25 protein-coding genes are annotated in these 25,560 nt (G+C 61.0%); 16 read left to right on the plus strand and 9 right to left on the minus strand.

Annotated features, from left to right (window positions below; genetic code table 11):
* The first annotated feature begins 335 nt into the window (after positions 1-335).
* From BFQ04_RS26925 to BFQ04_RS26950, 6 genes are all read left to right on the plus strand, one after another.
* Positions 336-1,088: a gluconate 2-dehydrogenase subunit 3 family protein gene (locus tag BFQ04_RS26925; RefSeq protein WP_065953380.1), complete on the plus strand. Its 753-nt coding sequence runs from the start codon at positions 336-338 to the stop codon at positions 1,086-1,088.
* Between the two features lie 2 nt (positions 1,089-1,090).
* The gene (locus tag BFQ04_RS26930; protein WP_065895305.1) at positions 1,091-2,875 is read left to right on the plus strand and encodes a GMC family oxidoreductase; all 1,785 of its coding nucleotides are present in this window, start codon (positions 1,091-1,093) and stop codon (positions 2,873-2,875) included.
* A 12-nt stretch (positions 2,876-2,887) separates the two neighbouring features.
* The gene (locus tag BFQ04_RS26935) at positions 2,888-4,186 is read left to right on the plus strand and encodes a cytochrome c (protein ID WP_065953381.1); all 1,299 of its coding nucleotides are present in this window, start codon (positions 2,888-2,890) and stop codon (positions 4,184-4,186) included.
* 70 nt (positions 4,187-4,256) lie between these two features.
* Positions 4,257-5,315 carry a PA0069 family radical SAM protein gene (locus BFQ04_RS26940; RefSeq protein ID WP_065953382.1) on the plus strand — a complete coding sequence of 353 codons (1,059 nt, stop codon included), beginning with the start codon at positions 4,257-4,259 and terminating at the stop codon, positions 5,313-5,315.
* A 229-nt stretch (positions 5,316-5,544) separates the two neighbouring features.
* A complete protein-coding gene (locus tag BFQ04_RS26945; RefSeq protein WP_065953383.1) occupies positions 5,545-6,276 on the plus strand; it encodes a carbonic anhydrase in 732 nt (243 codons plus the stop codon).
* A gap of 85 nt (positions 6,277-6,361) precedes the next feature.
* Complete coding sequence (locus BFQ04_RS26950; protein ID WP_065953384.1) at positions 6,362-7,909, plus strand: SulP family inorganic anion transporter; 1,548 nt, start codon at positions 6,362-6,364, stop codon at positions 7,907-7,909.
* 73 nt (positions 7,910-7,982) lie between these two features.
* On the opposite strand, the gene BFQ04_RS26955 is transcribed toward BFQ04_RS26950, so the two are convergent.
* Complete coding sequence (locus tag BFQ04_RS26955) at positions 7,983-8,630, minus strand: hypothetical protein (protein ID WP_065895268.1); 648 nt, start codon at positions 8,628-8,630, stop codon at positions 7,983-7,985.
* A gap of 369 nt (positions 8,631-8,999) precedes the next feature.
* Here BFQ04_RS26955 and coxB point away from each other — a divergent pair, with 369 nt between their 5' ends.
* From coxB to BFQ04_RS26975, 4 genes are all read left to right on the plus strand, one after another.
* The gene (coxB, locus tag BFQ04_RS26960; RefSeq protein WP_065953385.1) at positions 9,000-10,127 is read left to right on the plus strand and encodes a cytochrome c oxidase subunit II; all 1,128 of its coding nucleotides are present in this window, start codon (positions 9,000-9,002) and stop codon (positions 10,125-10,127) included.
* 58 nt (positions 10,128-10,185) lie between these two features.
* Positions 10,186-11,772, plus strand: coding sequence for a cytochrome c oxidase subunit I (gene ctaD / locus BFQ04_RS26965; protein WP_065953386.1), 1,587 nt, complete (start codon positions 10,186-10,188; stop codon positions 11,770-11,772).
* A gap of 135 nt (positions 11,773-11,907) precedes the next feature.
* Positions 11,908-12,459, plus strand: coding sequence for a cytochrome c oxidase assembly protein (locus BFQ04_RS26970; protein ID WP_065953387.1), 552 nt, complete (start codon positions 11,908-11,910; stop codon positions 12,457-12,459).
* Positions 12,460-12,494: 35 nt separating this feature from the next.
* Positions 12,495-13,382 (plus strand): cytochrome c oxidase subunit 3, encoded by an 888-nt coding sequence (locus BFQ04_RS26975; protein WP_065953388.1) that lies wholly within the window; start codon positions 12,495-12,497, stop codon positions 13,380-13,382.
* 6 nt (positions 13,383-13,388) lie between these two features.
* Here the strand turns inward: BFQ04_RS26975 and BFQ04_RS26980 are convergent, their stop codons facing one another.
* Positions 13,389-13,592 (minus strand): twin transmembrane helix small protein, encoded by a 204-nt coding sequence (locus BFQ04_RS26980; RefSeq protein ID WP_057725706.1) that lies wholly within the window; start codon positions 13,590-13,592, stop codon positions 13,389-13,391.
* A 32-nt stretch (positions 13,593-13,624) separates the two neighbouring features.
* On the opposite strand from BFQ04_RS26980, the gene BFQ04_RS26985 reads away from it, so the two are divergent.
* From BFQ04_RS26985 to BFQ04_RS27005, 5 genes are read left to right on the plus strand one after another with little or no spacing between them, the layout of a single operon-like run.
* Entirely contained in the window at positions 13,625-14,389 is a 765-nt protein-coding gene (locus BFQ04_RS26985; protein ID WP_065953389.1) for an SURF1 family protein, read from the plus strand.
* On the plus strand, positions 14,355-14,939 hold the full coding sequence (locus tag BFQ04_RS26990; protein WP_065953434.1) for a hypothetical protein: 585 nt from the start codon (positions 14,355-14,357) through the stop codon (positions 14,937-14,939). Before BFQ04_RS26985 ends, BFQ04_RS26990 begins: the two co-directional genes overlap by 35 nt.
* Before the next feature lie 10 nt (positions 14,940-14,949).
* Positions 14,950-16,029 (plus strand): COX15/CtaA family protein, encoded by a 1,080-nt coding sequence (locus tag BFQ04_RS26995; protein WP_065953390.1) that lies wholly within the window; start codon positions 14,950-14,952, stop codon positions 16,027-16,029.
* Complete coding sequence (gene cyoE / locus BFQ04_RS27000; protein WP_065953391.1) at positions 16,017-16,916, plus strand: heme o synthase; 900 nt, start codon at positions 16,017-16,019, stop codon at positions 16,914-16,916. The genes BFQ04_RS26995 and cyoE overlap by 13 nt, the downstream gene beginning before the upstream one ends.
* The gene (locus tag BFQ04_RS27005) at positions 16,913-17,548 is read left to right on the plus strand and encodes an SCO family protein (RefSeq protein ID WP_065953392.1); all 636 of its coding nucleotides are present in this window, start codon (positions 16,913-16,915) and stop codon (positions 17,546-17,548) included. Before cyoE ends, BFQ04_RS27005 begins: the two co-directional genes overlap by 4 nt.
* Before the next feature lie 161 nt (positions 17,549-17,709).
* Here BFQ04_RS27005 and BFQ04_RS27010 read toward each other — a convergent pair whose 3' ends face one another.
* The 3 genes from BFQ04_RS27010 to BFQ04_RS27020 are packed head-to-tail and all read right to left on the minus strand — an operon-like array spanning position 17,710 to position 20,231.
* Positions 17,710-18,480, minus strand: coding sequence for a MetQ/NlpA family ABC transporter substrate-binding protein (locus tag BFQ04_RS27010; RefSeq protein WP_065895277.1), 771 nt, complete (start codon positions 18,478-18,480; stop codon positions 17,710-17,712).
* A 51-nt stretch (positions 18,481-18,531) separates the two neighbouring features.
* The gene (locus BFQ04_RS27015) at positions 18,532-19,224 is read right to left on the minus strand and encodes a methionine ABC transporter permease (RefSeq protein WP_038851116.1); all 693 of its coding nucleotides are present in this window, start codon (positions 19,222-19,224) and stop codon (positions 18,532-18,534) included.
* Positions 19,224-20,231 (minus strand): methionine ABC transporter ATP-binding protein, encoded by a 1,008-nt coding sequence (locus BFQ04_RS27020; protein WP_065953393.1) that lies wholly within the window; start codon positions 20,229-20,231, stop codon positions 19,224-19,226. Before BFQ04_RS27020 ends, BFQ04_RS27015 begins: the two co-directional genes overlap by 1 nt.
* A 265-nt stretch (positions 20,232-20,496) precedes the next feature.
* Here BFQ04_RS27020 and katE point away from each other — a divergent pair, with 265 nt between their 5' ends.
* Positions 20,497-22,638, plus strand: a complete 2,142-nt coding sequence (gene katE / locus BFQ04_RS27025; RefSeq protein ID WP_065953394.1) for a catalase HPII — start codon at positions 20,497-20,499, stop codon at positions 22,636-22,638.
* 100 nt (positions 22,639-22,738) lie between these two features.
* On the opposite strand, the gene BFQ04_RS27030 is transcribed toward katE, so the two are convergent.
* From BFQ04_RS27030 to BFQ04_RS27045, 4 genes are read right to left on the minus strand one after another with little or no spacing between them, the layout of a single operon-like run.
* A complete protein-coding gene (locus tag BFQ04_RS27030) occupies positions 22,739-23,458 on the minus strand; it encodes a PA5502 family lipoprotein (RefSeq protein ID WP_065953395.1) in 720 nt (239 codons plus the stop codon).
* A gap of 37 nt (positions 23,459-23,495) precedes the next feature.
* Positions 23,496-24,284: a zinc ABC transporter permease subunit ZnuB gene (gene znuB, locus BFQ04_RS27035; protein ID WP_065953396.1), complete on the minus strand. Its 789-nt coding sequence runs from the start codon at positions 24,282-24,284 to the stop codon at positions 23,496-23,498.
* Complete coding sequence (gene znuC, locus BFQ04_RS27040; RefSeq protein ID WP_065953397.1) at positions 24,277-25,056, minus strand: zinc ABC transporter ATP-binding protein ZnuC; 780 nt, start codon at positions 25,054-25,056, stop codon at positions 24,277-24,279. The genes znuB and znuC overlap by 8 nt, the downstream gene beginning before the upstream one ends.
* Positions 25,056-25,538 (minus strand): Fur family transcriptional regulator, encoded by a 483-nt coding sequence (locus BFQ04_RS27045; protein WP_065953398.1) that lies wholly within the window; start codon positions 25,536-25,538, stop codon positions 25,056-25,058. The genes znuC and BFQ04_RS27045 overlap by 1 nt, the downstream gene beginning before the upstream one ends.
* Positions 25,539-25,560 lie beyond the last annotated feature (22 nt).

Consider the following 25,560-nt stretch of genomic DNA (forward strand, 5'->3'; position numbering starts at 1 on the left):
CGGCGTCCTGCCGGGTTACCCACGGATTCAAGCCTGCGTTCGGCCAGCGTGGTTTAACGGGGCGCCTGAGATCAAAAGCAGATCAAGATCAAGAGCGACTCGCTTCGCATCGTGGTTACCGTTGAGCGCTACAGAGTTGTGTATACCTACGCCATCAGAAGAAGGCCCCCTCCCATTTTTTTGCCCGCCTGTATGCGACTTAGGTCGCTGATTTCCTCCTCCACATGCTTAGCCTGCTATCATTTGTAACCATTGATTGCCGCTCGCGGCAAAAAAAGCCAAGTCGCTCCCCAGAAGCGGCGGCCAAATCCGTGACCACATGATGAGGTGCACCCATGTCTGATCAAGATCAAGACAACCCCCGGCGTGATTTTTTGCGCAAATCCTTGACCTTGATCCCGGTGGTCACGGTTGCCAGTACCGGCCTTGGCGGTTCGATGCTGATGGCGACGCCCGAGCCTGTCCAGGCCGCGCCAACCCAGCCGGCTCCCAGTGACAAAGCGTATGAGCCGACTTATTTCACCGCCGAGGAGTGGGCGTTTATCAACGCTGCCGTGGAGCGTTTGATTCCCGCTGATGCTCAGGGCCCAGGTGCCTTGGAGGCTGGCGCGCCGGAATACATCGACCGTCAGATGAACACCCCGTACGCCAGTGGCGCCCTGTGGTTCATGCAAGGCCCCTTCAATGCCGACGCTGCGCCGGAGATGGGCTGGCAGAGCAAATTAGTGCCCAGGGAAATCTATCGCCTGGGTATCGCGGCGACGGATGCCTGGTCGAAAGCGTTCAACGGTAAAGTTTTTGCCGCGCAAGACAGCGCTACCCGAGACGATATGTTGCGCCGCCTGGAGGCGGGTGGCAGCGAAGTGAGCGCTCACTTCGAGGCGGTGCCAGCAAAGATGTTCTTCAACCTGTTGTTGCAGAACACCAAGGAGGGCTTCTTCTGCGATCCCATCCACGGCGGCAACAAAGGCATGGTCGGCTGGACCATGATCGGTTTCCCCGGCGCCCGCGCCGATTTCATGGACTGGGTGGAGCGCAACGAGCAATACCCCTTCCCGGCTGTTTCCATTCGCGGCGAGAGGGCATGACCGTGGCGACCATCATGAAGAAAGTGGACGCGGTGATCGTGGGCTTCGGCTGGACCGGCGCGATCATGGCCAAGGAGCTGACCGAGGCCGGCCTCAACGTGGTAGCGCTGGAGCGCGGCCCGATGCAGGACACCTACCCGGACGGCAACTATCCCCAGGTCATTGATGAACTGACCTACAGCGTGCGTAAAAAACTCTTTCAGGACATTTCCAAAGAGACGGTGACCATTCGCCATAGTGTGAATGACGTCGCCCTGCCCAACCGTCAGCTCGGCGCCTTCTTGCCCGGTAACGGTGTCGGCGGCGCAGGCCTGCATTGGTCCGGCGTGCATTTTCGTGTCGACCCCATCGAGTTGCGCATGCGCAGCCACTACGAAGAGCGCTATGGGAAGCACTTCATTCCCAAGGACATGACCATCCAGGACTTCGGTGTCAGCTACGAAGAGCTGGAGCCGTTTTTCGATTACGCGGAAAAAGTCTTTGGCACTTCCGGCCAGGCGTGGACCGTCAAGGGTCAATTGGTGGGTGAAGGTCGCGGCGGCAACCCGTATGCACCGGATCGCTCGAACCCCTTCCCGCTGGAGGCACAGAAAAACACGGTCTCCGCGCAGCTGTTTCAGAAAGCGGCTGCTGATGTGGGTTACAAACCCTACAACCTGCCGTCGGCCAATACGTCGGGGCCTTACACCAACCCTTACGGCGCGCAGATGGGACCGTGTAACTTCTGCGGCTTTTGCAGTGGCTACGTGTGCTACATGTACTCCAAGGCGTCGCCCAACGTGAACATTCTGCCGGCGTTGCGCCAAGTGCCGAATTTCGAGCTGCGGCCCAATTCCCACGTGCTCAAGGTCAACCTCGACAGCACCGGGAAGAAAGCCACCGGTGTGAGCTATGTCGACGGCCAGGGTCGGGAATGCGAACAGCCGGCGGACCTGGTGATCCTCGGCGCGTTCCAGTTCCACAACGTGCGCCTGATGCTGCTGTCGGGCATCGGCAAGCCTTACGACCCGATTACCAACGAAGGCGTGGTGGGCAGGAACTTTGCCTACCAGAACATGGGCACCATCAAGGCGTTCTTCGACAAGGACACCCACACCAACAACTTTATCGGCGCGGGCGGCAATGGCGTGGCCATTGATGACTTCAATGCCGACAACTTCGACCATGGCCCGCACGGCTTCGTGGGCGGCTCGCCGATGTGGGTCAACCAGGCGGGCAGCCGGCCTATTGCCGGCACCTCCAACCCTCCGGGCACGCCGGCCTGGGGCAGTGCGTGGAAGCGTGCCACCGCCGATTACTACACCCACCAGGTGTCGATGGATTCTCACGGTGCACATCAGTCCTACCGCAGCAATTACCTGGATCTGGACCCGGTTTACCGCGATGCCTACGGCCTGCCCCTGTTGCGGATGACCTTCGACTGGCAGGAAAACGACATCAAGATGAACCGCTTCATGATGGAAAAAATGGGCAAGGTCGCCCAGGCCATGAATCCCAAGGCGATCGCCGTTCTCGGCAAAAAGGTCGGTGAGCATTTCAATACGGCGTCGTACCAGACCACTCATCTTAACGGCGGCGCGATCATGGGCACCGACCCGAAAACCAGCGCGTTGAACCGTTACCTGCAGAGCTGGGATGTACACAACGTGTTTGTCCCGGGGGCGTCCGCTTTCCCACAAGGTTTGGGCTACAACCCTACCGGTCTGGTGGCAGCTTTGACCTACTGGTCGGCCCGTGCGATCCGCGAACAGTACCTGAAAAACCCCGGCCCGCTGGTTCAGGCATAAGGAGCGATGACCATGAAAGCACTCGTTATCGCCTCTCTGGCGCTGTTCAGCAGTTGCTCGGTCAGCGCGGCTGAAACCGACCTGATCAAGCAAGGTGAATACCTGGCCCGCGCCGGTGATTGTGTGGCTTGCCACACCGCCAAGGGCGGTAAGCCATTCGCCGGCGGCCTGCCGATGGAAACCCCCATTGGCGTGATTTATTCCACCAACATCACACCGGACAAGACCGGCCTGGGAGACTACAGCTTCGAAGACTTCGACAAGGCCGTGCGCCATGGCGTCGCCAAGAGCGGTAGTACGCTTTACCCGGCAATGCCCTACCCGTCTTACGCGCGCGTCAGCGACAGCGATATGCAGGCGTTATATGCCTACTTCATGAAAGGCGTCGAGCCGGTCGCCCAGGAGAACCGGGACAGTGATATTCCCTGGCCGTTGAGCATGCGCTGGCCCCTGGCGGCATGGCGCTGGATGTTCGCGCCATCGGTCGAGGAACATCAGGCACAAGCCACCGCCGACCCTGTGGTCAGCCGTGGCGCCTACCTGGTCGAAGGCCTTGGCCATTGCGGTGCGTGCCATACGCCCCGCGCCCTGACCATGCAGGAAAAAGCCCTGAGCGCCGCTGACGGCAGCGCATTCCTGTCCGGCAGCGCGCCCCTGGAAGGCTGGATTGCGAAAAGCCTGCGCGGCGACCACAAGGACGGCCTCGGCAGCTGGAGCGAAGAGCAACTGGTGCAATTTCTCAAGACCGGTCGCAGTGATCGCAGCGCGGTGTTTGGCGGCATGAGCGATGTGGTGGTCCACAGCATGCAATACATGTCGCAGGACGACCTGACCGCTATCGCCCGCTACCTCAAGAGCCTGCCGGCGGTGGACCCCAAGGACCAGCCGCACTCGTACGACCAACAAGTGGCCCAGGCGCTCTGGAAGGGGGATGACAGCAAGCCGGGCGCCTCGGTATATATCGACAACTGCGCGGCCTGCCACCGTACCGATGGGCATGGTTATACGCGGGTGTTCCCGGCGCTCGCGGGCAACCCGGTGCTGCAGACGGCGGATGCCACATCATTGATCAACATCGTGTTGAACGGCGGCACCTTGCCCGCCACTCACGCCGCGCCGTCGACCTTCACCATGCCGGCATTCGCCTGGCGCTTGTCGGACCAGGAAGTGGCGGATGTGGTCAGTTTTATCCGCGGCAGCTGGGGCAATCAGGGCGCACCCGTGAGCGCAAGCGACGTGGCCGATCTGCGCAAAAGCGATATGCGCACCACCTCGGGTGACGATCTGGGGCAGGTCACGCAAAAGCACTGACCGCCAGACGGCACTGGTCAGAAACCGCGCGCCTCGATACTGTATATAAAAACAGTATCGAGGCGTTTTCATGACCACTGCACTGCCACCCCGTGGCCGGGGCACGGCCACCAACCTGCACAACCGTTTCGCGCCCACCGTCAGCGTGGCCGAGGATGACGGCTGGTACCAGGAAGTGCCGCCTACCCAGGGTACCGAAGTGCGCATCGAAACGGCCAAGACCATCATCACCCGCAATAACTCGCCAGACTTGCCGTTCGATCGCTCCATCAACCCTTATCGCGGCTGCGAACATGGCTGCATCTACTGCTATGCACGGCCTAGCCATGCCTACTGGGACATGTCGCCGGGGCTGGATTTCGAAACCCGGCTGATTGCCAAGAGCAATGCCGCCGACGTGCTGGAACAGCAACTGTCGAAGCCGGGGTATGTGTGCGCGCCGATCAACCTGGGCTCCAATACCGACCCGTACCAGCCTATCGAGCGTGAATACAGGATCACCCGCCAAACCCTTGAGGTGCTGCTGCGTTATCGGCACCCGGTGACCATCATCACCAAGGGCTCGTTGATCCTGCGCGACCTGGACCTGCTTGCCGAACTGGCCCGGCAACGGCTTGTGGCGGTAATGATCAGCCTCACCAGCCTCGACGATGAACTCAAACGCATTCTGGAGCCACGTACAGCGGCGCCCAAGGCGCGGTTGCGGGCAATACGGGTGCTGCGGGAGGCGGGTATCCCGGTCGGTGTGCTGTGCTCGCCGATGATTCCGATGATCAACGACAGTGAGTTGGAAAGCCTGCTCACCGAGGCCCATGCCGCAGGTGCGCAAAGTGCCGCGTACATGATGCTGCGTCTGCCGCTCGAGGTGGCGCCGCTGTTCGAGGAGTGGCTGGCGGCGCATTACCCGCAGCGCGCGGCGCATGTGATGAGCCTGGTGCGTCAGGTGCGTGGTGGCGAGGTGTATGACAGCCGTTTCGGTGTGCGTATGCGCGGTGAGGGCCCGTTTGCCGATCTGCTGGCGCAACGTTTCAGCAAGGCGATCAAACGTCTGGGGCTCAATCGCCGTGAAGGCTTCAATCTCGATTGCACGGCATTTTGCCCACCGGGCAGGCAAATGGCATTGTTGTAGACTGAAGAAGACAAATGCGAAACTGCTGTAGGAATGGTCGCGTTTTGATATCACTGAAACCCCCGATCTAGAGCGGTTCATTCAGTTTGAGTTAAGTTTCGAGGGGTACCTTGTTCAACGAGTGACTGATGAGTCGGCGCCCTGATTGGCGGAGTTTCCCAACTATTTAACCGCCCAGGCGTCAGAACTGAGCTGAACACTTCCCCTGCATTAATCAAGAGGTTGAATCATGAGTGATAAGGATAAACAGCCGTTGGCTGCGTCGGCTTCAGCCCCTCAAGTGGCGGAAACCGCCGATGCAGCGCTGCAGCATATCGTCGACGGTTTTTTGCATTTTCATCACGACGTCTTCCCCCAGCAGGAAGCACTCTTCAAGAAACTCGCCACGGCCCAGAGCCCGCGCGCGATGTTCATTACGTGCGCCGACTCGCGCATCGTGCCTGAGCTGATTACTCAAAGTTCGCCCGGCGACCTGTTCGTGACCCGCAACGTGGGTAACGTAGTCCCTCCCTACGGCCAGATGAACGGCGGTGTTTCCACGGCCATCGAGTACGCGGTACTCGCCCTTGGCGTACAGCACATCATCGTGTGCGGGCACTCCGATTGCGGCGCCATGCGCGCGGTGCTCAATCCCGACAGCCTCGAGAAGATGCCGACGGTCAAGGCCTGGTTGCGGCATGCCGAGGTCGCCAAGACGATGGTCCACGACAACTGCGACTGCGCCAATGAAGGCGAGAGCATGAAGGTACTGACCGAAGAAAACGTCATCGCCCAGTTGCAGCACTTGCGCACCCACCCTTCCGTGGCTTCGCGCATGGCCAATGGCCAATTGTTTATTCACGGCTGGATCTACAACATCGAAACCAGCGAGATCCGCGCCTACGATGCGGATCAGTCGGCGTTCCGACCGTTGGGCGGCGAAGGCCCGATTCCATCCGCGACGCCTAAAGCGCGCTTCTAACACACTTCCCTGCCGGGTAATGCGGTGGCTGCCATGGATGCAGCCAGGCTTTACCGCGCCCGGCGAATGCCTCGGGAGAGTCATCATGCGTGCTGCTCAATTGAAAGCTGTTTTGCCGCGGGAGCTGCTCGCCTCCGTGGTGGTGTTTCTGGTCGCCCTGCCCTTGTGCATGGGGATCGCAATCGCGTCCGGCATGCCGCCGGCCAAGGGCTTGATCACCGGCATCATCGGTGGTCTGGTGGTGGGTTGGTTGGCGGGCTCTCCGCTGCAAGTCAGTGGCCCGGCAGCGGGCTTGGCGGTGTTGGTGTTCGAGTTGGTGCGCCAGCACGGCATGCTGATGCTCGGGCCTATCCTGCTGCTGGCGGGTTTCCTGCAATTGGTGGCCGGGCGTCTACGCCTGGGCTGCTGGTTCCGCGTGACGGCGCCGGCGGTGGTATACGGCATGCTGGCGGGGATCGGCGTATTGATCGTGCTGTCGCAGATCCATGTAATGCTCGACGGTGCGCCCAAACCGTCGGGGCTGGATAACCTGGCGGGCTTTCCGGCCGCCTTGGTCGAAGCGATTCCCACCCTCGGCGGCGGGCTCGGCTGGCAGGCGGGCTTGCTTGGTGTGTCGACGATGCTGGTGATGTACCTGTGGGATAAATTCCGGCCGCAAAAACTGCGCTTTGTGCCAGGCGCTTTGCTGGGCGTAGGCCTGGCGACGGTAACCAGTCTGGTGCTGGCCCTGCAGGTCAAGCGTGTGGAGGTACCGGAGAACCTGTCCGATGCCATCGATTGGCTGCGCCCCAGCGACCTGCTCAACCTGGCTGACCCGCAACTGCTGATCGCCGCATTCGCCGTCGCGTTTATTGCCAGTGCCGAAACGCTGCTGTCCGCCGCAGCGGTCGACCGCATGCACAGTGGGCAGCGCTCGGATTTCGATAAGGAATTGTCCGCCCAGGGCGTGGGCAACATGCTGTGCGGATTGGTCGGTGCCTTGCCGATGACCGGCGTGATTGTGCGCAGTTCGGCCAACGTCCAGGCGGGCGCCACCACGCGGTTGTCGGCGATGTTCCATGGCGTGTGGTTGCTGGGCTTCGTGCTGTTGCTGTCGAGTGTGCTGCAAAGCATCCCGGTGGCGAGTTTGGCGGGCGTGCTGGTGTATACCGGGATCAAGCTGGTGGACGTGAAGGCGTTCAAGGCCTTGGGACGTTATGGCCGGATGCCGATGTTCACCTATGCAGCCACGGCGTTGGCGATCATCTTCACCGATCTGCTGACGGGCGTACTGGTGGGCTTCGGGCTGACGCTGGTCAAGCTGGCCTTCAAGGCATCACGGCTGAAAATCAGCCTGATCGATTTGCCTCAGGACGGTGAGATGGAGTTGCGCCTGACCGGAGCGGCGACGTTCCTCAAAGTACCGGCGTTGACGCAGGTGCTGTCGACCGTGCCGACCGGAACCACCGTGCATGTGCCGCTCAATAACCTGAGTTATATCGACCATTCCTGCCTGGAGTTGCTGGAGGAATGGGGGCGGGCCAATGCAGCCAAGGGCTCGAAGCTGGTGATCGAAGCGCGTGGCTTGAAGCGTCGGTTGGAAGGTCGGGTGCGAACGACGGTGGGGATTGGCTCGGCGCCGTCTACTACCTGATACCTGACGAAACCGGATCAAAAATGTGGGAGGGGGCAAGCCCCCTCCCACATTTGATCGTCGTAGCCGAAGATTACGCCGGCTGATCCAGCGCCAGCTCAACGCCCAGCTGGCGCGACAGGCATGGCCAGCGCTTCCATGCGGCTTCTGTGTTCGGGCTTTTGAGCGTTTCGCGATAAGCCTCGACCGACTCCAGCGCAAAGCTCTCCTCGTTAAGCATCTCATCCACCGCCAGGTGCACTGCTTCATCCAGCTGGTTGGCGAAACCTTCACCAATCAATTGATGGGCAATCAGGTTGGCAACCGTGGTGTCGGCCGGAATCAATGGCTGGCCGAAATGCTTGATATACAGATCGTTGACTTCCTCCACCAGCCGATGGGCCAGGTAGGCCTCGTCCAGCAGACCGTCCAGGCCTTCGTGGCCAGCCAGAATCGCCGGTGGCTGCAGGAAGAAATGCTCGGCAATCTTCAGCACGGGCTTGATCTGGCTTTCGATCCCGGCTTCGCGAGCCACGTCATTGGCGGCGTCGAGCAACTCGGGGACAAGGTCGATGTAGGCGGTGACAAAGCGGGTCATGACAATGTTGCGATCACCGTCAGCCAGGGAAATGGCCGAATGCAGGTGCGGCAATTGTTTTTCCAGTTGCCGGGCAAGCTGGCCCGTCGTTGCTTCGTGTTGATGGGCACGGGAAATCTGCTCGCGCAATGCGGCGGTGTTCATGAAGGCTCCAGTCATGCAGGTGTAGGAAAAGGGAGAGGATAAGGTAGCTCGTTTATACGAGCGCCTAAGACGCATTTGTCATAATTATTTCATGGATATACGTAGACGTTATATCGAAATGCCATGCTTCGTCGGATAAACGATTCCGCCGCCTATTCTATTGGGCCCCGTCCGTCTGTTTCCACTCATTTGCCCCTACACATTGCGGGGTCGCTGCGGCTGTCTATACTCGGATTTGTACGCAATTAGCTGATGACGCCCAACTGCAGACGCAGGCAAGGCTTGGCGGTTGTAAGCAGTCTGGAAGCCGCTCCCTTGGCCGCAGGTGCAAACCGGCGGGATAACAAGAAACATAAAGGGGAACCCGCAATGACGCGACATCCACACGTTTGGATGGGCTTACTGTTGTGGTCGGTATTCGGCCAGGCCCACGCGGCCTGGACAACGAATATGGCGCCAGGGGCTACTGAAGTCAGTCACGCTGTGTTTGACCTGCACATGACCATTTTCTGGATTTGTGTGGTGATCGGCATTGTCGTGTTTGGCGCGATGTTCTGGTCGATGATCCTGCACCGCCGATCCACGGGCCAGGTAGCGGCCAAATTCCATGAGAGCACCACCGTGGAAATTCTCTGGACCGTGGTGCCCTTGCTGATTCTGGTGGCCATGGCCATTCCAGCGACCAAGACCCTGATCAACATCTACGACAGCAGTGAGTCGGATATCGATATCCAGGTCACCGGTTATCAGTGGAAGTGGCATTACAAATACCTGGGCCAGGACGTGGAGTTCTTCAGCAACCTGGCCACGCCCGCCGAGCAGATCCATAACCAGGCCACCAAGGGCGAACATTACCTGTTGGAAGTCGACCAGCCGCTGGTGTTGCCGGTGGGCGCCAAGGTGCGCTTTCTGGTGACCGCCGCCGACGTGATTCACTCATGGTGGGTGCCGGCCTTTGCGGTCAAGCGCGACGCTATCCCCGGTTTCGTCAACGAAGCCTGGACCCGTGTCGAGAAGCCCGGCATCTATCGCGGCCAGTGCGCCGAATTGTGCGGCAAGGACCATGGCTTCATGCCTATTGTGGTCGAAGTCAAATCCAAGGCTGACTACGACACCTGGCTCGGTGAGCGCAAACAAGAGGCGGCCAAGCTCAAGGAACTGACCTCCAAGGAGTGGACGCTGGATGAGTTGGTCGCGCGCGGCGACAAGGTCTACCACACCACCTGCGTGGCCTGTCACCAGGCCGAAGGCCAGGGCCTGCCGCCGATGTTCCCGGCGCTCAAGGGTTCGAAAATCGCCACCGGCCCCGCTGCCGACCACCTGAACATTGTCTATCACGGCAAGCCCGGCACCGCGATGGCCGCTTTCGGCAAGCAACTGTCGGAAGTCGATATCGCCGCTGTCGTGACGTACGAGCGCAATGCCTGGGGCAATAACAAAGGCGACATGGTCACGCCCAAAGACGTGCTGGCCCTGAAACAGGCGGAGAGCAAATGACTACCTTCATTGCCAATGCCCTGAATCGCCCCGCTTACTCGCTTGCAGGAGAACGGCCATGAGCACTGTGATCGATGACCAGGGTCACGCCGACCACGCCCACGGCCCCGCGAAAGGGTTGATGCGCTGGGTGCTGACCACTAATCACAAGGACATCGGCACGATGTACCTGTGGTTCGCCTTTACCATGTTCCTGCTGGGCGGTTCGTTCGCCATGGTGATTCGTGCCGAACTGTTCCAGCCCGGCCTGCAGATCGTGGAGCCGGCGTTCTTCAATCAGATGACCACCATGCACGGCCTGATCATGGTGTTCGGCGCCGTGATGCCGGCCTTTGTCGGCCTGGCCAACTGGATGATCCCGCTGATGATCGGCGCGCCGGACATGGCCCTGCCGCGCATGAACAACTTCAGCTTCTGGCTGCTGCCGGCGGCGTTCCTGCTGCTGGTGTCGACCCTGTTCAGCCCCGGCGGCGGGCCGAACTTCGGCTGGACCTTCTATGCCCCGCTCTCCACCACCTATGCGCCGGAAAGCGTGACGTTCTTCATCTTCGCCATTCACCTGATGGGCATCAGTTCGATCATGGGCGCGATCAACGTGGTCGCGACCATCCTCAACTTGCGCGCACCGGGCATGACCCTGATGAAAATGCCGCTGTTCGTGTGGACCTGGCTGATCACCGCGTTCCTGCTGATTGCGGTGATGCCGGTGCTGGCCGGTTGCGTGACCATGATGCTGATGGACATCCACTTCGGCACCAGCTTTTTCAGTGCGGCGGGCGGTGGTGATCCGGTGCTGTTCCAGCATGTGTTCTGGTTCTTCGGCCACCCCGAGGTGTACATCATGATCCTGCCGGCCTTTGGCGCCGTCAGCTCGATCATCCCGACCTTCTCGCGCAAGCCGTTGTTTGGCTACACCTCGATGGTCTACGCCACGGCCAGCATTGCGTTCCTGTCGTTCATCGTGTGGGCGCACCACATGTTCGTGGTCGGCATTCCGTTGGTGGGCGAACTGTTCTTCATGTACGCCACCCTGCTGATTGCGGTGCCTACCGGGGTCAAGGTGTTCAACTGGGTCAGCACCATGTGGCAGGGGTCGCTCACCTTCGAGACGCCGATGCTGTTTGCGGTGGCTTTCGTGATCCTGTTCACCATCGGCGGCTTTTCCGGGCTGATGCTGGCGATTGCGCCGGCGGACTTCCAGTACCACGACACCTACTTTGTGGTGGCGCATTTCCATTACGTACTGGTGCCCGGCGCGATCTTCGGCATCTTCGCTTCGGCCTACTATTGGCTGCCGAAATGGACCGGCCACATGTATGACGAAACCCTCGGCAAGCTGCACTTCTGGCTGTCCTTCGTGGGCATGAACATGGCGTTCTTCCCGATGCACTTCGTGGGCCTGGCCGGTATGCCGCGCCGGGTGCCGGACTACAACCTGCAGTTCGCCGACTTCAACATGGTGTCCTCGATTGGCGCCTTCATGTTCGGCGCCACGCAGATTTTCTTCCTGTTTATCGTGATCAAGTGCATCCGCGGCGGCCCGCCTGCACCGGCCAAGCCGTGGGATGGCGCCGAAGGGCTGGAATGGAGCGTGCCCTCGCCCGCGCCGTACCACACCTTCACTACGCCGCCGGAGGTCAAATGAGTACGCTCGTGCTCCCCTGTGGGAGGGGGCTTGCCCCCGATAGCTATCTCACAGCCAATGATAGTGTCGACTGGTATACCGCCATCGGCGGCAACCCCCCTACCACATTGATTGTGTCCGCTTTGGGTGGGTGTCATGGCTGACGCCGTACCGATCAAGCGCCTGGTCACGCGCCTGCTCATTCTGGTGTTGGCGATGTTCGCCTTTGGCTTTGCCCTGGTGCCGATTTACGACGTGATGTGCAAGGCGTTCGGCATCAATGGCAAGACTGGCGGGCAATACGAGGGCGAGCAGGTCGTCGACCCGTCGCGCCAGGTGCGGGTGCAGTTTTTGTCCACCAACGCCATCGATATGGTCTGGGATTTCCATGCCAAGGCCGACGAAGTCGTGGTCAATCCGGGCGCTGTGACCGAGATGCTATTTGTGGCCTACAACCCCACCGACAAACCGATGACCGCCCAGGCAGTGCCCAGCATTTCCCCGGCCGAAGCGGCGATGTACTTCCACAAGACCGAGTGTTTTTGCTTCACCCAGCAAGTGCTGCAGCCAGGCGAACGTATCGAGATGCCGGTGCGCTTTATCGTCGATCGTGCGATGCCCAAGGATGTGAAGCATTTGACCCTGGCCTACACGCTGTTTGATATCACCGCGCGCCAGCCGCCCGGGGCGGCCAGCAGCGGCGGCTAGCTACTGTTTGCCCGCTCAATCAGGAGAGCGAATACATGTCGACTCATGATACGTACTACGTACCGGCGCAAAGCAAATGGCCGATAATTGCCACGATTGGCCTGTTGGTGACTGTGTATGGACTGGCCGTGTGGTTCAACGATCTCAAGGCTTTGCGCCCGGAATCCCACGGTCCGTGGATCTTTTTCGTTGGCGGCCTGTTGCTGGCGTACATGCTGTTCGGCTGGTTCGGCGCAGTGATCAAGGAGAGCCGCGCCGGTTTGTACAGCGCGCAAATGGACCGTTCGTTTCGCTGGGGCATGAGCTGGTTCATCTTTTCCGAAGTGATGTTCTTCATCGCGTTCTTCGGTGCGCTGTTTTACGTGCGCACCTGGTCGGGGCCATGGTTGGGGGGTGAAGGCCCCAAGGGCATCGCACACATGTTGTGGCCGAATTTCGAGTTCGCCTGGCCATTGCTGAACAACCCGGACCCCACGCTGTACCCGGCGCCCAAAGGCACCATCAGTCCGTGGGGCCTGCCGCTGCTCAACACCCTCCTGCTGGTGAGCTCCAGCGTGACCATCACCATTGCTCACCATGCCCTGCGCAAAGGGCATCGCGGCGCGCTGAAGATCTGGCTGGCGCTCACCGTACTGCTGGGCCTGGCGTTTCTCGGGTTTCAGGCCGAGGAATACATCCACGCCTATAAAGAGTTGGGCCTGACACTGGGCTCGGGCGTGTACGGCGCGACGTTCTTCATGCTCACCGGGTTTCACGGCGCCCACGTGACCATCGGCACGATCATTCTGTTCGTGATGCTGATGCGCATCCTGAAGGGGCATTTCAATGCCGAACACCAGTTCGGTTTCGAAGCGGCCAGTTGGTATTGGCACTTCGTGGATGTGGTGTGGATTGGGCTGTTTTTCTTTGTGTATGTGCTGTGAGCCGTTCTACCACGGCGCATGCGAGACCAACTGGCCGCTGAAAAAGCCCCAGGCGATCAGCCCCACGGTGATTGCGGCCAACACCACACGTACGGTCAGGGCAGTGACGAGGCGGTTGGAACGACCTTCGTCCTTGACCAGAAAGAACAAGCCACTGAACAGGCTCGCAACGGTCGCGATGAGCATCAGGGCAATCAGTGCTTTGAGCATGGTCTGGCTCCGGGCCATACGGGGAGGGGGCAATGAAATCCAGTATAGCCAGTGCCCGGCAGCGCTTCAGGCCCGGCATCGCGCCGACGTTGGTGGTGCTGATGCTGCTGCCGTTGATGATTGGCCTGGGGTTCTGGCAACTGTCGCGCGGTCAGGAAAAACAGCAGTGGGTCGACACCTACGCAGAGCGGCGCGCGGCGCAGCCTATTGGCAGCGAGCAGCTTGGGACGAGCGCTGATCCAGCCTTTCGCCGGGTTCATCTGCGTGGCAGCTTCGATGCTGACCACAGTGTGTTGCTCGACAACCGTATGCGCGATGGCAAGGCCGGTGTCGAGTTGCTGCAACCCTTTCACGACCAGGCCAGCGGTCGTTGGGTGTTGCTCAATCGCGGCTGGCTGCCCTGGCCGGACCGCCGCACGCCACCGGCGTTCACCACGCCGGATCAGCCGGTGAACCTGGTGGCCTGGGTGTATGTCGCTCCCGGCGAGACCTTCCAGTTGCATGTCGACCCCGCGACCGCGCAATGGCCGCGCCTGTTGACCGCGTTGCACCCCGTCGCCCTGTGGGCCGAGTTGGGCCGCAGCGGATTCGCTTTTGAACTGCGCGCCGAAGCCGGGCCCGGCACGTACGACACCCACTGGCCTGTGGTCGCCATGGGGCCGGAAAAACACCTGGGGTATGCGGTGCAGTGGTTTGCCATGTCGCTGGCGCTGCTGGCGCTCTACCTCTACCTCGGATGGCACAACGCAAAGGAGAAGCACCATGGGAGCCGCCATGAATCCACTCAACGTGTCTGAAGCGCCTGACCGGCGTAAAGGTCGCTGGCAGTTGATCCTGATCCTGCTGATGGTGGTGGGCCCGATGGTGCTGGCGACCTTCATGTACAAACTGCAATTCTGGGTGCCGGACAGTCGCAGTTATCACGGTGAGCTGATCGGTAACGGCCAGACCCGCGCCGATATCGGCGTGCAGGCCGATGAAGGGCGCTGGCAGCTGCTGGTCACCGCGCCAGCCAGCTGCGCCGCCGATTGCCGGCAACTTGTGTACCTGGCGCGCCAGCTGCAGATCGGCCTGGGTCGCGATGCGTCCCGCGCCAGCCACGCGCTGGCCATTGCGCAGCCGGTCGGCAACGACTACGACGCCCGGCTCAAGGCCCAATACCCGCAATTGCAGCGCTATTCACTGGACCTCTCGACCTTCAACCGTAACGCCGCCGCGCCTGGCGATGCGCAACTGTGGATCGTTGACCCTCACGGCAACCTGGTGCTGCGCTACGACGCCAAGGTCAACGGCAAGGACTTGCTCAACGACCTGCGCTTACTGCTGAAACTGTCGAACATCGGATAAGGGCATCGTCATGGCCAAGCCTGGATTTCGTCTCGCGTTGTTTGCCACCTTGCTGGCGCTGATCGTTGTGTTGCTCGGCGCCTATACCCGCTTGACCCATGCCGGCCTTGGTTGCCCGGACTGGCCGGGGTGCTATGGCTTTATCAGCGTGCCGCAAAGCGCAGCCCAACTGGCCCATGCCGAACTGCATTTTCCTGATACGCCAGTGGAGGCTGACAAGGGCTGGGCCGAGATGACCCACCGCTACTTTGCGGGCACCCTCGCCTTGCTGATCGCGCTGCTGGCGGCGCGGGCGTGGAGCCACCGGCGTGACCCCGGCCAGCCGGTGAAATTGCCGCTGTTCGTGTTGATGGTGGTGTGCGCCCAGGCAGCCTTTGGCATGTGGACGGTGACGCTGAAGCTGTGGCCGCAGGTGGTGACGGGCCACTTGTTGGGCGGCTTTGCCACCTTGAGCCTGCTGTTCCTGCTGACCCTGCGTCTGTCCGGCGTGCTGCCTGCATTGATCATACCCAGGCGCCTGCAATATTGGGCAACGGCGGGGCTGGTGCTGGTGATCGGGCAGATTGCCTTGGGCGGTTGGGTCAGCGCCAACTATGCAGCGGTGGCCTGTGTCGATTTGCCGACGTGTCACGGTCAATGGTGGCCGGCGGCGGACTTTGCCAATGGCTTTCACCTGACCCAGCATATCGGCCCTAATTACCTGGGCGGTCAACTGGACAGCGATGCGCGTACGGCCATTCATCTTACCCACCGCGTGGGTGCGGTGCTGGTCACGCTGGTGCTGCTGGGCCTGGCCTGGCAGTTGCGCGCGGTGGGCATGACGCGCCTGGCGGGCTTGCTGCTGATCGCCCTGGCGGCGCAAATCAGCCTGGGCCTGAGCAATGTGGCGTTCGGCTTGCCGCTGTCGGTGGCGGTGGCGCACAACGCCGGGGGCGCAGCGCTTTTGCTGAGCCTGGTGCTGGTCAATTATCACGCGCGCACCAGCCTGGTTCGGGTGCGCCATCCACGGCCAATCACCTGGCGGTTCATTGCGCGCAAACCGGCATCGGGCCTGATAACCCTTAAAGGAGAGATGCCATGGCGTCCTTGATCGGCGCGCGTCACGGCCAGGCGGTCTGGCGGGACTATCTGGAGCTGACCAAGCCGAAAGTGGTGGTGCTGATGCTGATCACTTCGCTGGTGGGCATGTTCCTCGCCACCCGCGCCGGCGTGCCGTGGACGGTGCTGTTGTTCGGCAACCTGGGCATTGCCTTGTGTGCGGGCGCTGCGGCGGCGGTCAACCATGTGGTGGATCGGCGCATTGATGCGCTGATGGCGCGTACTCACAAACGGCCACTGGCCGAGGGGCGGGTCTCGGCCGTTGCGGCGCTGGTCTTTGCGTTGGTTTTGGCGGTGGCGGGCCTGGCGCTGTTACTGGCGTTCACCAACCCCTTGGCGGCTTGGCTGACCCTGGCTTCGTTGCTGGGCTACGCGGTGATCTACACCGGGTTTCTCAAGCGCGCAACGCCGCAGAACATTGTCATCGGTGGCTTGGCCGGTGCCGCGCCGCCGTTGTTGGGCTGGGTCGCCGTGACCGGGCATGTCAGCGCCGAGCCCCTGCTGCTGGTGTTGATCATCTTCGCCTGGACGCCGCCGCACTTCTGGGCGCTGGCCATCCATCGCAAGGAGGAGTACGCCAAGGCCGATATTCCGATGCTGCCGGTCACCCACGGCGAGCACTACACCAAGGTGCATATCCTGCTCTACACCTTCGCCCTGCTGGCGGTGAGCCTGATGCCCTACGTCATTCATATGAGCGGGTTGTTGTACCTGGCCTGTGCGACGGTATTGGGCGGGCGCTTTCTGCAATGGGCCTGGGTGCTGTACCGTGGCAGCAAGCCGCACGCGGCGGTCAGCACCTTCAAGTACTCTATCTGGTACCTGCTGTTGCTGTTTATCGCCCTGCTCGTAGACCACTACCTACTGTTGAACCTATGACTCGAACTCAAAAAACTGTCTTCATTCTTGTGGCCCTGGTGGCATTGATCATGGGCCTGACCGTCAACAAGGTGCTCTCGGGCAAGGGCCAGGGCGATCCGACCGCGCTGATCGACGCCGGCATTATCCTGCTGCCGCAAAGCCGCCAGTTGCCTGCGGTGAGCATGACCAACCAGGACGGCCAGCCGGTGCTGGTCAATGAGCTGCAAGGCAAATGGAGCCTGCTGTTCTTCGGCTACACCTTCTGCCCGGACATCTGCCCCACCACCCTCGCCCAGCTGCGCCAGATCAAGAGCGAACTGCCCAAAGAGGCGGTGGACAAGTTGCAGGTGATCCTGGTCAGCGTCGACCCGAACCGCGACACCCCGGCCCAGCTCAAGCAGTACCTGGGCTATTTCGATCCGCAGTTCCAGGGGTTGACCGGTATGAATGTGCAGGATGTGCAGAAGGTCTCGAATGCGGTGAGCATTCCCTTCATTCCCGCAGACACCAGCAAGCCGAACTACACCGTCGACCACAGCGGCAACCTGGCGCTGATCGGCCCGGATGGCACCCAGCGCGGGTTTATCCGTGCGCCGTTGAACAACCAGAAGCTGGTGGCGCAATTGCCAGTGCTGCTGCAGCGTAAATAGCTCACGACACAAAACAAATGTGGGAGGGGGCTTGCCCCCGATAGCAGGGTGTCAGTCGATGAAGCTGTTGACTGACCCGCCGCTATCGGGGGCAAGCCCCCTCCCACATTTTGATCTCCAGTGTGTTGGAGATCGTTCCCACGCTCTGCGTCCGCTTTGAGTCAGAACGCCGGCTTGATCGCGCCTTTGTACTTCTCTTCGATAAATTGCTTCACTTCAGGCGTGTGCAGGGCGGCAACCAGCTTCTTCACGGCGTCCGAATCCTTGTTGTCTTCGCGGGTCACCAGGATGTTGACGTAAGGCGAGTCGCTGCCTTCGATCACCAGGGCGTCCTTGGACGGATCCAGCTTGGCTTCCAGCGCGTAGTTGGTGTTGATCAGCGCCAGGTCGACCTGGGTCAGTACGCGCGGCAGGGTGGCGGCTTCCAGTTCGCGGAATTTCAGGTTCTTGGTGTTACCGGTGATGTCCTTGATGGTCGACAGGATGTTGGTCGGGTCCTTCAGGGTGATCAGGCCATTGTTGGCCAGCAGCAACAGGGCGCGGCCGCCGTTGGTGGCGTCGTTCGGGATCACCACGTTGGCGCCGTCCGGCAGGTCGGCCAGCTTCTTGTATTTGCTCGAGTACGCGCCCAGCGGTTCCAGGTGCACGCCGCCGACGCTCACCAGGTGAGTGCCCTTGGCCTTGTTGAATTCATCCAGGTACGGCTGGTGCTGGAAGAAGTTGGCGTCCAGGCGCTTTTCAGCCACCTGTACGTTCGGCTGCACATAATCGGTGAAGACTTTGACCTGCAGGTCCACGCCTTCTTTGGCCAGCGCAGGTTTCACGAATTCGAGGATTTCCGCGTGCGGCACCGGCGAAGCAGCGACCTTGAGGGTCTCGGCGTGGGCGGAAAACGCGGCAACGGCGGCGAAAGCAACCAGTAGTTTTTTCATCCAGCAAGCTCCTTGTTCGGGCATCTGCCGGCACAAGGCCGGCCATGGCCGTTATTTTCGAGAAAAGTGCACCACCAGCTTGTCGCCGACGGTTTGCAGAATTTGCACCAGGATCACCAGCATCACCACGGTGACCACCATTACATTGTCTTGGAAACGTTGGTAACCGAAACGGATCGCCAGGTCGCCCAGGCCACCGGCACCGACCACGCCGGCCATCGCCGTGTAGGAAACCAGTGTAATCGCCGTTACGGTAATTGCCGCAAAAATGCCGGGGCGTGCTTCGGGCAGCAAGGCGTTGGTGATGATTTGGCGCGTGCTGGCACCCATCGACTGCGTGGCCTCGATGATGCCGCGGTCTACTTCACGCAGGGCGGTTTCCACTAGGCGTGCAAAGAACGGTGTGGCGCCGATAACCAGCGGCGGAATCGCGCCCGCAACGCCCAGCGAGGTGGGCTCGTCCATGTATATGCCAGTGATCAGTTTGGTTAATGGAATCATCACGATCAGCAGGATGATGAACGGCAGCGAACGCAGGATGTTTACGATCAGCGACAGAAAGGCGTACAAGCCTTTCTGCTCGAACAGCTGACGTGGGCTGGTCAAGAACAACAGCACACCTATGGGCAGGCCCAGCACGACCGTGAAGAACAGCGAACCGAACAGCATGGTCATGGTATCGCCGGTGGCGAGCCAGATTTCGGACCAATCGATGTCGGCGAAGAAATTCAGGAACAGGTCCATTAGCGCAGCACCTCCATATGAACGTCGGCGGCGGTGAAGCGCGCAAACGCGGCGTCCATGTCGCCGCCGGTGACGGCGAGGGTCAATTGCCCGTAGGGAATGTCTTTGATGCGGTCGATACGACCGGCGAGGATGCTGTAGTCCACCCCCGTTTCCCGGGCGACGGTACCCAGCAATGGCGCGTAGGTCGCGTCCCCCTGGAAGGTCAGGCGCACGATACGGCCTGGTACGTGGGCGAAGTCATCGCGTTGCTCGCCTTCGTCAACCTGTTCGGCCTCCTGGACGAAGCGCTTGGTGGTCGGATGCTTGGGATGCAGGAACACGTCGGCCACCGAGCCTTGCTCGACGATCACGCCGGCGTCCATCACGGCCACCTGGTCGCAGACGCGGCGAATCACATCCATTTCATGGGTGATCAACACGATGGTCAGCTTGAGTTCGCGGTTGATCTCGGCCAACAGTTGCAGGACCGAGGCGGTGGTCTGCGGGTCGAGGGCGCTGGTGGCCTCATCGCACAGTAGGATCTTGGGTTTGGTGGCCAGGGCGCGGGCGATGCCGACGCGCTGTTTCTGGCCGCCGGACAATTGCGCCGGGTATTTCCTGGCGTGGTCCGACAGGCCGACGCGGGCGAGCAGTTCAGCCACACGCAGGTCGATGTCCTTGCGCGACAATTCGCCGGCCAATGTCAGCGGCAGCGCCACGTTGTCGGCAACGGTCTTGGACGCCAGCAAGTTGAAGTGCTGGAAGATCATCCCGACTTGCTGGCGGAAACGGCGCAGGCCGTTGGCATCCAGCGCGGTGACTTCTTCACCATCAACCGTGATCTTCCCGCCACTGGGTTCTTCGAGGCGGTTAATCAGGCGCAGCAGGGTACTTTTTCCCGCACCCGAGTGGCCAATCAGGCCAAACACCTGGCCGTTTTCGACGCGCAGGCTGGTGGGGTGCAGGGCGGGAATATCCTTACCGGAGACGCGGTAGGTTTTATGGACGTTTTGAAACTCGATCACGTAGCGAACCTTGTGGGGCGCATGGAAAAGGGATCAGCGGTTAGCCGGGCGCGCATTTTAGCCTGTCCATCCAGCGTTTCTTAGCATTTATTTCGTATCCATCCAGCGATTTGGCAATAACGAGACCAAAGGTCATAAAAAGGGAACGGCCCAAAACCCTGTCAGTCACTACTTAGGCAATTCGATCTCCCGGGTGCCGTGCCCGGGGTTTCGCTCAAACGAGCCGGGGACCGCTCTGGCCACTTTGACTAAGGAGTTTTGACTGATGAGTACCAAGAAGCCAGCCACCCCGCCGAAGAGTGAACTCGCGGGCACTGATACCCTGGACCGAGGCAATACCAACGCCAAACTGCAGGCGCTGGAAGAATTCCGTTCCGATGCGACCGGTCAGGCCCTGCGCACCAACCAGGGCGTGAAGATCTCCGACAACCAGAACACCCTGAAGGTCGGCGCGCGCGGCCCGTCGCTGCTGGAAGATTTCATCATGCGTGAAAAGATCACGCACTTTGACCATGAGCGTATCCCGGAGCGCATCGTGCATGCACGTGGCACTGGCGCCCATGGCTATTTCCAGAGCTACGGCGACCATTCGGCGCTGACCAAAGCTGGTTTCCTACGGACGCCAGAGCATAAAACGCCGGTGTTCGCGCGTTTTTCCACGGTGCAGGGCCCGCGTGGTTCCGGTGACACCGTGCGTGACGTGCGCGGTTTCGCCGTGAAGTTTTTCACCGACGAAGGCAACTTCGACCTGGTGGGCAACAACATGCCGGTGTTCTTCATTCAGGACGCAATCAAGTTTCCCGACTTCGTGCATGCCGTTAAGCCCGAACCGCACAACGAGATTCCTACCGGCGGGTCGGCGCACGATACGTTCTGGGATTTTGTCTCGCTGGTGCCGGAGTCGGCGCATATGGTGGTGTGGGCAATGTCTGACCGCGCCATTCCAAAAAGCCTGCGTGCCATGCAGGGCTTTGGCGTGCATACCTTCCGTTTGATCAACACCGAAGGCAAATCGAGCTTTGTGAAGTTTCACTGGCGGCCGAAAGTCGGTACCTGCTCGCTGGTATGGGACGAAGCGCAAAAGTTGGCCGGTAAAGACACCGACTACCACCGTCGCGACCTGTGGGAGTCGATCGAAAGCGGCGATTACCCTGAGTGGGAGCTGGGCGTTCAGATCGTTGCAGAAGAAGACGAGCATAAGTTCGACTTCGACCTGCTCGACCCGACCAAGATCATCCCGGAGGAACTGGTACCGATCACTCCACTGGGCAAGATGGTGCTCAACCGTAACCCGGACAACTTCTTTGCCGAGGTCGAGCAGGTTGCGTTCTGCCCGGGCCATATCGTGCCGGGTATCGACTTCACCAACGATCCACTGCTGCAAGGTCGTCTGTTTTCCTACACGGACACCCAGATCAGCCGTCTCGGCGGGCCGAACTTCCATGAGATCCCGATCAACCGCCCAGTGGCGCCGTTCCATAACGGCCAGCGCGACGCTCAGCATCGCACGGTGATCGACAAAGGGCGTGCGGCTTATGAGCCCAACTCCATCGATGGCGGCTGGCCGAAGGAAACACCTCCCGGTCCTACGGATGGTGGCTTCGAGACCTACTACGAACGCGTGGATGCCAACAAGGTGCGTGAGCGCAGTGAGTCGTTCGGCGACCACTTCTCCCAGGCCACGCTGTTCTTCAACAGCATGAGCCATCACGAGAAAGAGCACATCATCGCCGCCTACAGCTTCGAGCTGGGCAAGGTCGAGCGCGAACATATTCGTGCCCGCCAGGTGAATGAGATTCTGGCCAACATCGACCTGGAACTGGCCAAGCGCGTTGCGCAGAACCTGGGCTTGCCGGCGCCGACCAAAGGCACGGTGCCAGTGCGTGAAACGTCGTTGAAGGCATCGCCAGCCTTGAGCCAGGTGAATTTGCTGTCGGGCGACATCAAGACGCGCAAAGTGGCGATCCTGGCGGCGAACGGTGTGGACGGTGCGGCGATTGATGCACTCAAGGCAGCCCTGGAGGCTGAAGGTGCGCATGCCAAGCTGCTCGGGCCGACGTCGGCGCCTGTGACCACGGCCGATGGCAAGTCGCTGCCGGTGGATGCATCGATGGAAGGCATGCCGTCCATTGCGTTCGACGCGGTGTTTATCCCGGGCGGCAAGGAGTCGGTCAAGGCCCTGAGCGGCGACGGCGTTGCGCTGCATTACGTGCTGGAAGCGTACAAGCACCTGAAGGCCATTGCGGTCGCCAGCGATGTGAAGCCATTGCTCGATCTGTTGAAGCTGGAGGCGGATGCGGGGTTGATCGTGGGCGCGGATGCCAAGGCGTTCAAGACGTTCTTTGCGGCGATTGCCCAGCATCGGGTGTGGGAACGGGAGCCGAAGGCTAAGGCGATTCCGGCTTAATTTGTTGGTTGTTTGTTAGATCGTCATCGGGGGCAAGCCCCCTCCCACACTTGAATGTATTCACAGTTCAAATGTGGGAGGGGGCTTGCCCCCGATGCTTTTAGTCCGTCTTACGCGGAATCAGCACAACCTGCGCCGGAATGTGCTTCAGAATCTGCCGGTGAATCTTCAGCTCATACCCCGAATCAATCCGCTTCACCCGTTTGGTCAGCAATGTGGCCAACCACGGGTAATCCTCGGTGCGTGGCACCTGGATACTGACGTCGCACTGGTAATTCACCACGTCGGTGGCGATGGCATCCAACTGATGGCGCATGGCTTCGACATCCGCCAGGTTCAGCGCCACGGTGGTGCTCGGCGCTGCCGGGTCGATGACCTTGGCGGCGGGCTTGGCTTCGGCCGCTTTCAAGGCGGCCTCGGCCTGATCCAGCTCGGCTTTGCGCGCATGACTGATGGCGCTGTTGACGCCACCCGTCAGGGCCGGAGCCTTGGGCATCAGCGCGCGGGCACGGCTTAACGCAGTGGCGGCGGCGTTGACGTCACCCTTTTGCAGCACGATCTGGCTGCGCTGCAGGTAGGCTTCGGCCAATTGCCGCTGGTAAGCCTCAAGCGCCGGGTCGTTGGGCGATTGGGACTGCAAGGTGGCGAGTTGGTCTTCGGCAGTGGCCAATTCGCTGCTGGCCAGGTTTTGCTCCAGCTGCGCGATGGCCGCAGCGCGCGGGTCCGGCGCTTCGGGAGCGGCGGGCGGCGTGCTTTGACAGGCGCCCAGCAGCAGGGAAAATGCGGCAAGGAGCAGATAACGGAAAGTGAACGGCTTCATTCCTGCGACTCTCTATTTGCGCAAAAAGCGAGCAAGTCTACACCCCTCGACGGGGCAGGACAAAACTCAGCAGAAACAGGGCGGCCGCCGACACCACAATCGACGGCCCGGCCGGCGTGTCCTTGAACCATGACAACGCCAGGCCCCCACACACTGCCAGCATGCCCAGCAGACTGGCGCCGATGGCCATTTGCTCCGGCGAACGCGCATGGCGCTGAGCGGCGGCGGCTGGAATGATCAGCAGCGAGGTAATCAACAATACGCCGACAATCTTCATCGCAACAGCGATCACCACCGCGATCAACAGCATCAGCGCCAGGCGCAGTGCCGGCACGGGCAAACCTTCGACCGTTGCAAGCTCCTCGTGCACGGTGATCGCCAGCAACGGGCGCCACAGGCTCACCAGTACCACCAGCACCGCCGCGCTGCCGCCGAGGATCCATGCCAGGTCGGTAGGGCTGATCGCCAGCAGATCGCCAAACAGGTAGGCCATCAGGTCGATGCGCACTTCATGCATGAAGCTCAGTACTACCAGGCCCAGGGACAAGGTACTCGGCGCCAGGATGCCCAGCAGCGTGTCGGACGCCAGCGGCTGGCGCTGTTGCAGCGTCACCAGTAACACCGCCAGCAGCAGGCAGCCGACGGTTACGGCGATGGTCGGGCTCACGTCCAGCAGGAAGCCCATGGCCACGCCCAGCAACGCCGCATGGGACAACGTGTCGCCAAAGTACGCCATGCGCCGCCAGACCACGAACGAACCCAACGGGCCCGCCACCAACGCCAAAGCCAAGCCTGCCAGCAGGGCGTAGAGCAGAAAATCAGCCATGCTTGCAGCTATCTCCATGAACGTGGGGGGTAGAAGCGTCATCGACAACGGCGCCATGCAGATCGTGGGCGTGGTCGTGATGGTGGTGATAAATCGCCAGACTCTGGGCGTTCTTACCGAACAGCTCGACGAACGCCGGATCGCCGCTGACCTGTTCGGGGTGGCCGGAGCAGCACACGTGACGGTTGAGGCAGACCACTTGATCGGTGGTGCTCATCACCAGGTGCAAGTCGTGGGAGACCATCAGCACGCCGCAGCCATGGCGGTCGCGCAAACGGGTAATCAGGCTGTACAGCTCGGCTTGACCGGCGACGTCGACGCCTTGCACCGGCTCATCGAGCACCAGCAGCTCAGGCTCGCGCAACAGGGCGCGGGCCAGCAGCACGCGCTGCATTTCGCCGCCGGAGATGCTCTGCACCGGGCTGTCGATCACCTGTTCGGCGCCGACCTCCTTGAGCGCCGCCTGCGCGCGCGCGCGGTCGACACCCGGCACCAGGCGCAGAAAACGCAATACCGACAGCGGCAATGTAGGGTCCACGTGCAGCTTTTGCGGCATATAGCCCACGCGCAGCCTGGGCTTGCGCCATACGCTGCCGCGATCGGGCTTGAGCAGGCCCAGCACGGCGCGCACCAGGGTGGTTTTGCCGGCGCCATTGGGGCCGATCAGAGTAACGATCTGCCCCGGCTCCACGCTCAGCGCGATGTTGTCCAGCACGTGTTGCCCGGCGAACGTGACCCCCACCTGCTCCAGGCGGATTAACGCATTGCTCATCAAGCCCCCTGACAGCCCGAGCACAGGCCGACCACTTCGACCGTTTGCCCTTCGACGCTGAAGCCGACTTCGGTGGCGCTTTTGATGATGGCATCACTGATGCTTTTCTGTTCAAGCTCAATGGCGGCGTGGCACTCGCGGCAAATCAGGAACTGGCCCTGATGCGCGTGTTCCGGGTGGTTACAGCCGACAAAGGCATTGAGCGAGGCGATGCGGTGCACCAGGCCGTTTTCCAGCAGGAAATCCAGCGCACGGTAAACCGTAGGCGGCGCGGCGCGGCGGCCGTCCTGTTCGCTGAGGACGTCGAGGATGTCGTAGGCGCCCAGCGGCTTGTGGCTTTGCCACACCAGCTCCAGCACGCGTCGACGCAGCGCGGTCAGGCGCAAGCCCTTCTGCGCGCATAGGGTGTCGGCCTCCGACAGCGCGCTGTGAACGCAGTGGGAATGGTCATGGGGACGGCTGGCAAGCGGTGTTATAGGCATGAGCGGCGACAGATATTTGATA

This window comes from Pseudomonas sp. 37 R 15 (assembly GCF_900004865.1).
GTDB classification, from domain to species: Bacteria; Pseudomonadota; Gammaproteobacteria; order Pseudomonadales; family Pseudomonadaceae; genus Aquipseudomonas; species Aquipseudomonas fluorescens_AM.

Coding starts and splice junctions, on each gene's coding strand:
- BFQ04_RS26985 (WP_065953389.1), top strand. CDS start 13,625: ATGAAATCCAGTATAGCCAGTGCCCGGCAGCGCTTCAGGCCCGGCATC.
- BFQ04_RS27045 (WP_065953398.1), bottom strand. CDS start 25,538: ATGCCTATAACACCGCTTGCCAGCCGTCCCCATGACCATTCCCACTGC.
- BFQ04_RS26940 (WP_065953382.1), top strand. CDS start 4,257: ATGACCACTGCACTGCCACCCCGTGGCCGGGGCACGGCCACCAACCTG.
- znuC (WP_065953397.1), bottom strand. CDS start 25,056: ATGAGCAATGCGTTAATCCGCCTGGAGCAGGTGGGGGTCACGTTCGCC.
- BFQ04_RS27030 (WP_065953395.1), bottom strand. CDS start 23,458: ATGAAGCCGTTCACTTTCCGTTATCTGCTCCTTGCCGCATTTTCCCTG.
- BFQ04_RS26975 (WP_065953388.1), top strand. CDS start 12,495: ATGTCGACTCATGATACGTACTACGTACCGGCGCAAAGCAAATGGCCG.
- BFQ04_RS26925 (WP_065953380.1), top strand. CDS start 336: ATGTCTGATCAAGATCAAGACAACCCCCGGCGTGATTTTTTGCGCAAA.
- cyoE (WP_065953391.1), top strand. CDS start 16,017: ATGGCGTCCTTGATCGGCGCGCGTCACGGCCAGGCGGTCTGGCGGGAC.
- BFQ04_RS26945 (WP_065953383.1), top strand. CDS start 5,545: ATGAGTGATAAGGATAAACAGCCGTTGGCTGCGTCGGCTTCAGCCCCT.
- BFQ04_RS26935 (WP_065953381.1), top strand. CDS start 2,888: ATGAAAGCACTCGTTATCGCCTCTCTGGCGCTGTTCAGCAGTTGCTCG.
- BFQ04_RS26995 (WP_065953390.1), top strand. CDS start 14,950: ATGGCCAAGCCTGGATTTCGTCTCGCGTTGTTTGCCACCTTGCTGGCG.
- BFQ04_RS27010 (WP_065895277.1), bottom strand. CDS start 18,480: ATGAAAAAACTACTGGTTGCTTTCGCCGCCGTTGCCGCGTTTTCCGCC.
- katE (WP_065953394.1), top strand. CDS start 20,497: ATGAGTACCAAGAAGCCAGCCACCCCGCCGAAGAGTGAACTCGCGGGC.
- coxB (WP_065953385.1), top strand. CDS start 9,000: ATGACGCGACATCCACACGTTTGGATGGGCTTACTGTTGTGGTCGGTA.
- BFQ04_RS26950 (WP_065953384.1), top strand. CDS start 6,362: ATGCGTGCTGCTCAATTGAAAGCTGTTTTGCCGCGGGAGCTGCTCGCC.
- BFQ04_RS27015 (WP_038851116.1), bottom strand. CDS start 19,224: ATGGACCTGTTCCTGAATTTCTTCGCCGACATCGATTGGTCCGAAATC.
- BFQ04_RS26970 (WP_065953387.1), top strand. CDS start 11,908: ATGGCTGACGCCGTACCGATCAAGCGCCTGGTCACGCGCCTGCTCATT.
- BFQ04_RS26955 (WP_065895268.1), bottom strand. CDS start 8,630: ATGAACACCGCCGCATTGCGCGAGCAGATTTCCCGTGCCCATCAACAC.
- BFQ04_RS27005 (WP_065953392.1), top strand. CDS start 16,913: ATGACTCGAACTCAAAAAACTGTCTTCATTCTTGTGGCCCTGGTGGCA.
- ctaD (WP_065953386.1), top strand. CDS start 10,186: ATGAGCACTGTGATCGATGACCAGGGTCACGCCGACCACGCCCACGGC.
- znuB (WP_065953396.1), bottom strand. CDS start 24,284: ATGGCTGATTTTCTGCTCTACGCCCTGCTGGCAGGCTTGGCTTTGGCG.
- BFQ04_RS26980 (WP_057725706.1), bottom strand. CDS start 13,592: ATGCTCAAAGCACTGATTGCCCTGATGCTCATCGCGACCGTTGCGAGC.
- BFQ04_RS26990 (WP_065953434.1), top strand. CDS start 14,355: ATGGGAGCCGCCATGAATCCACTCAACGTGTCTGAAGCGCCTGACCGG.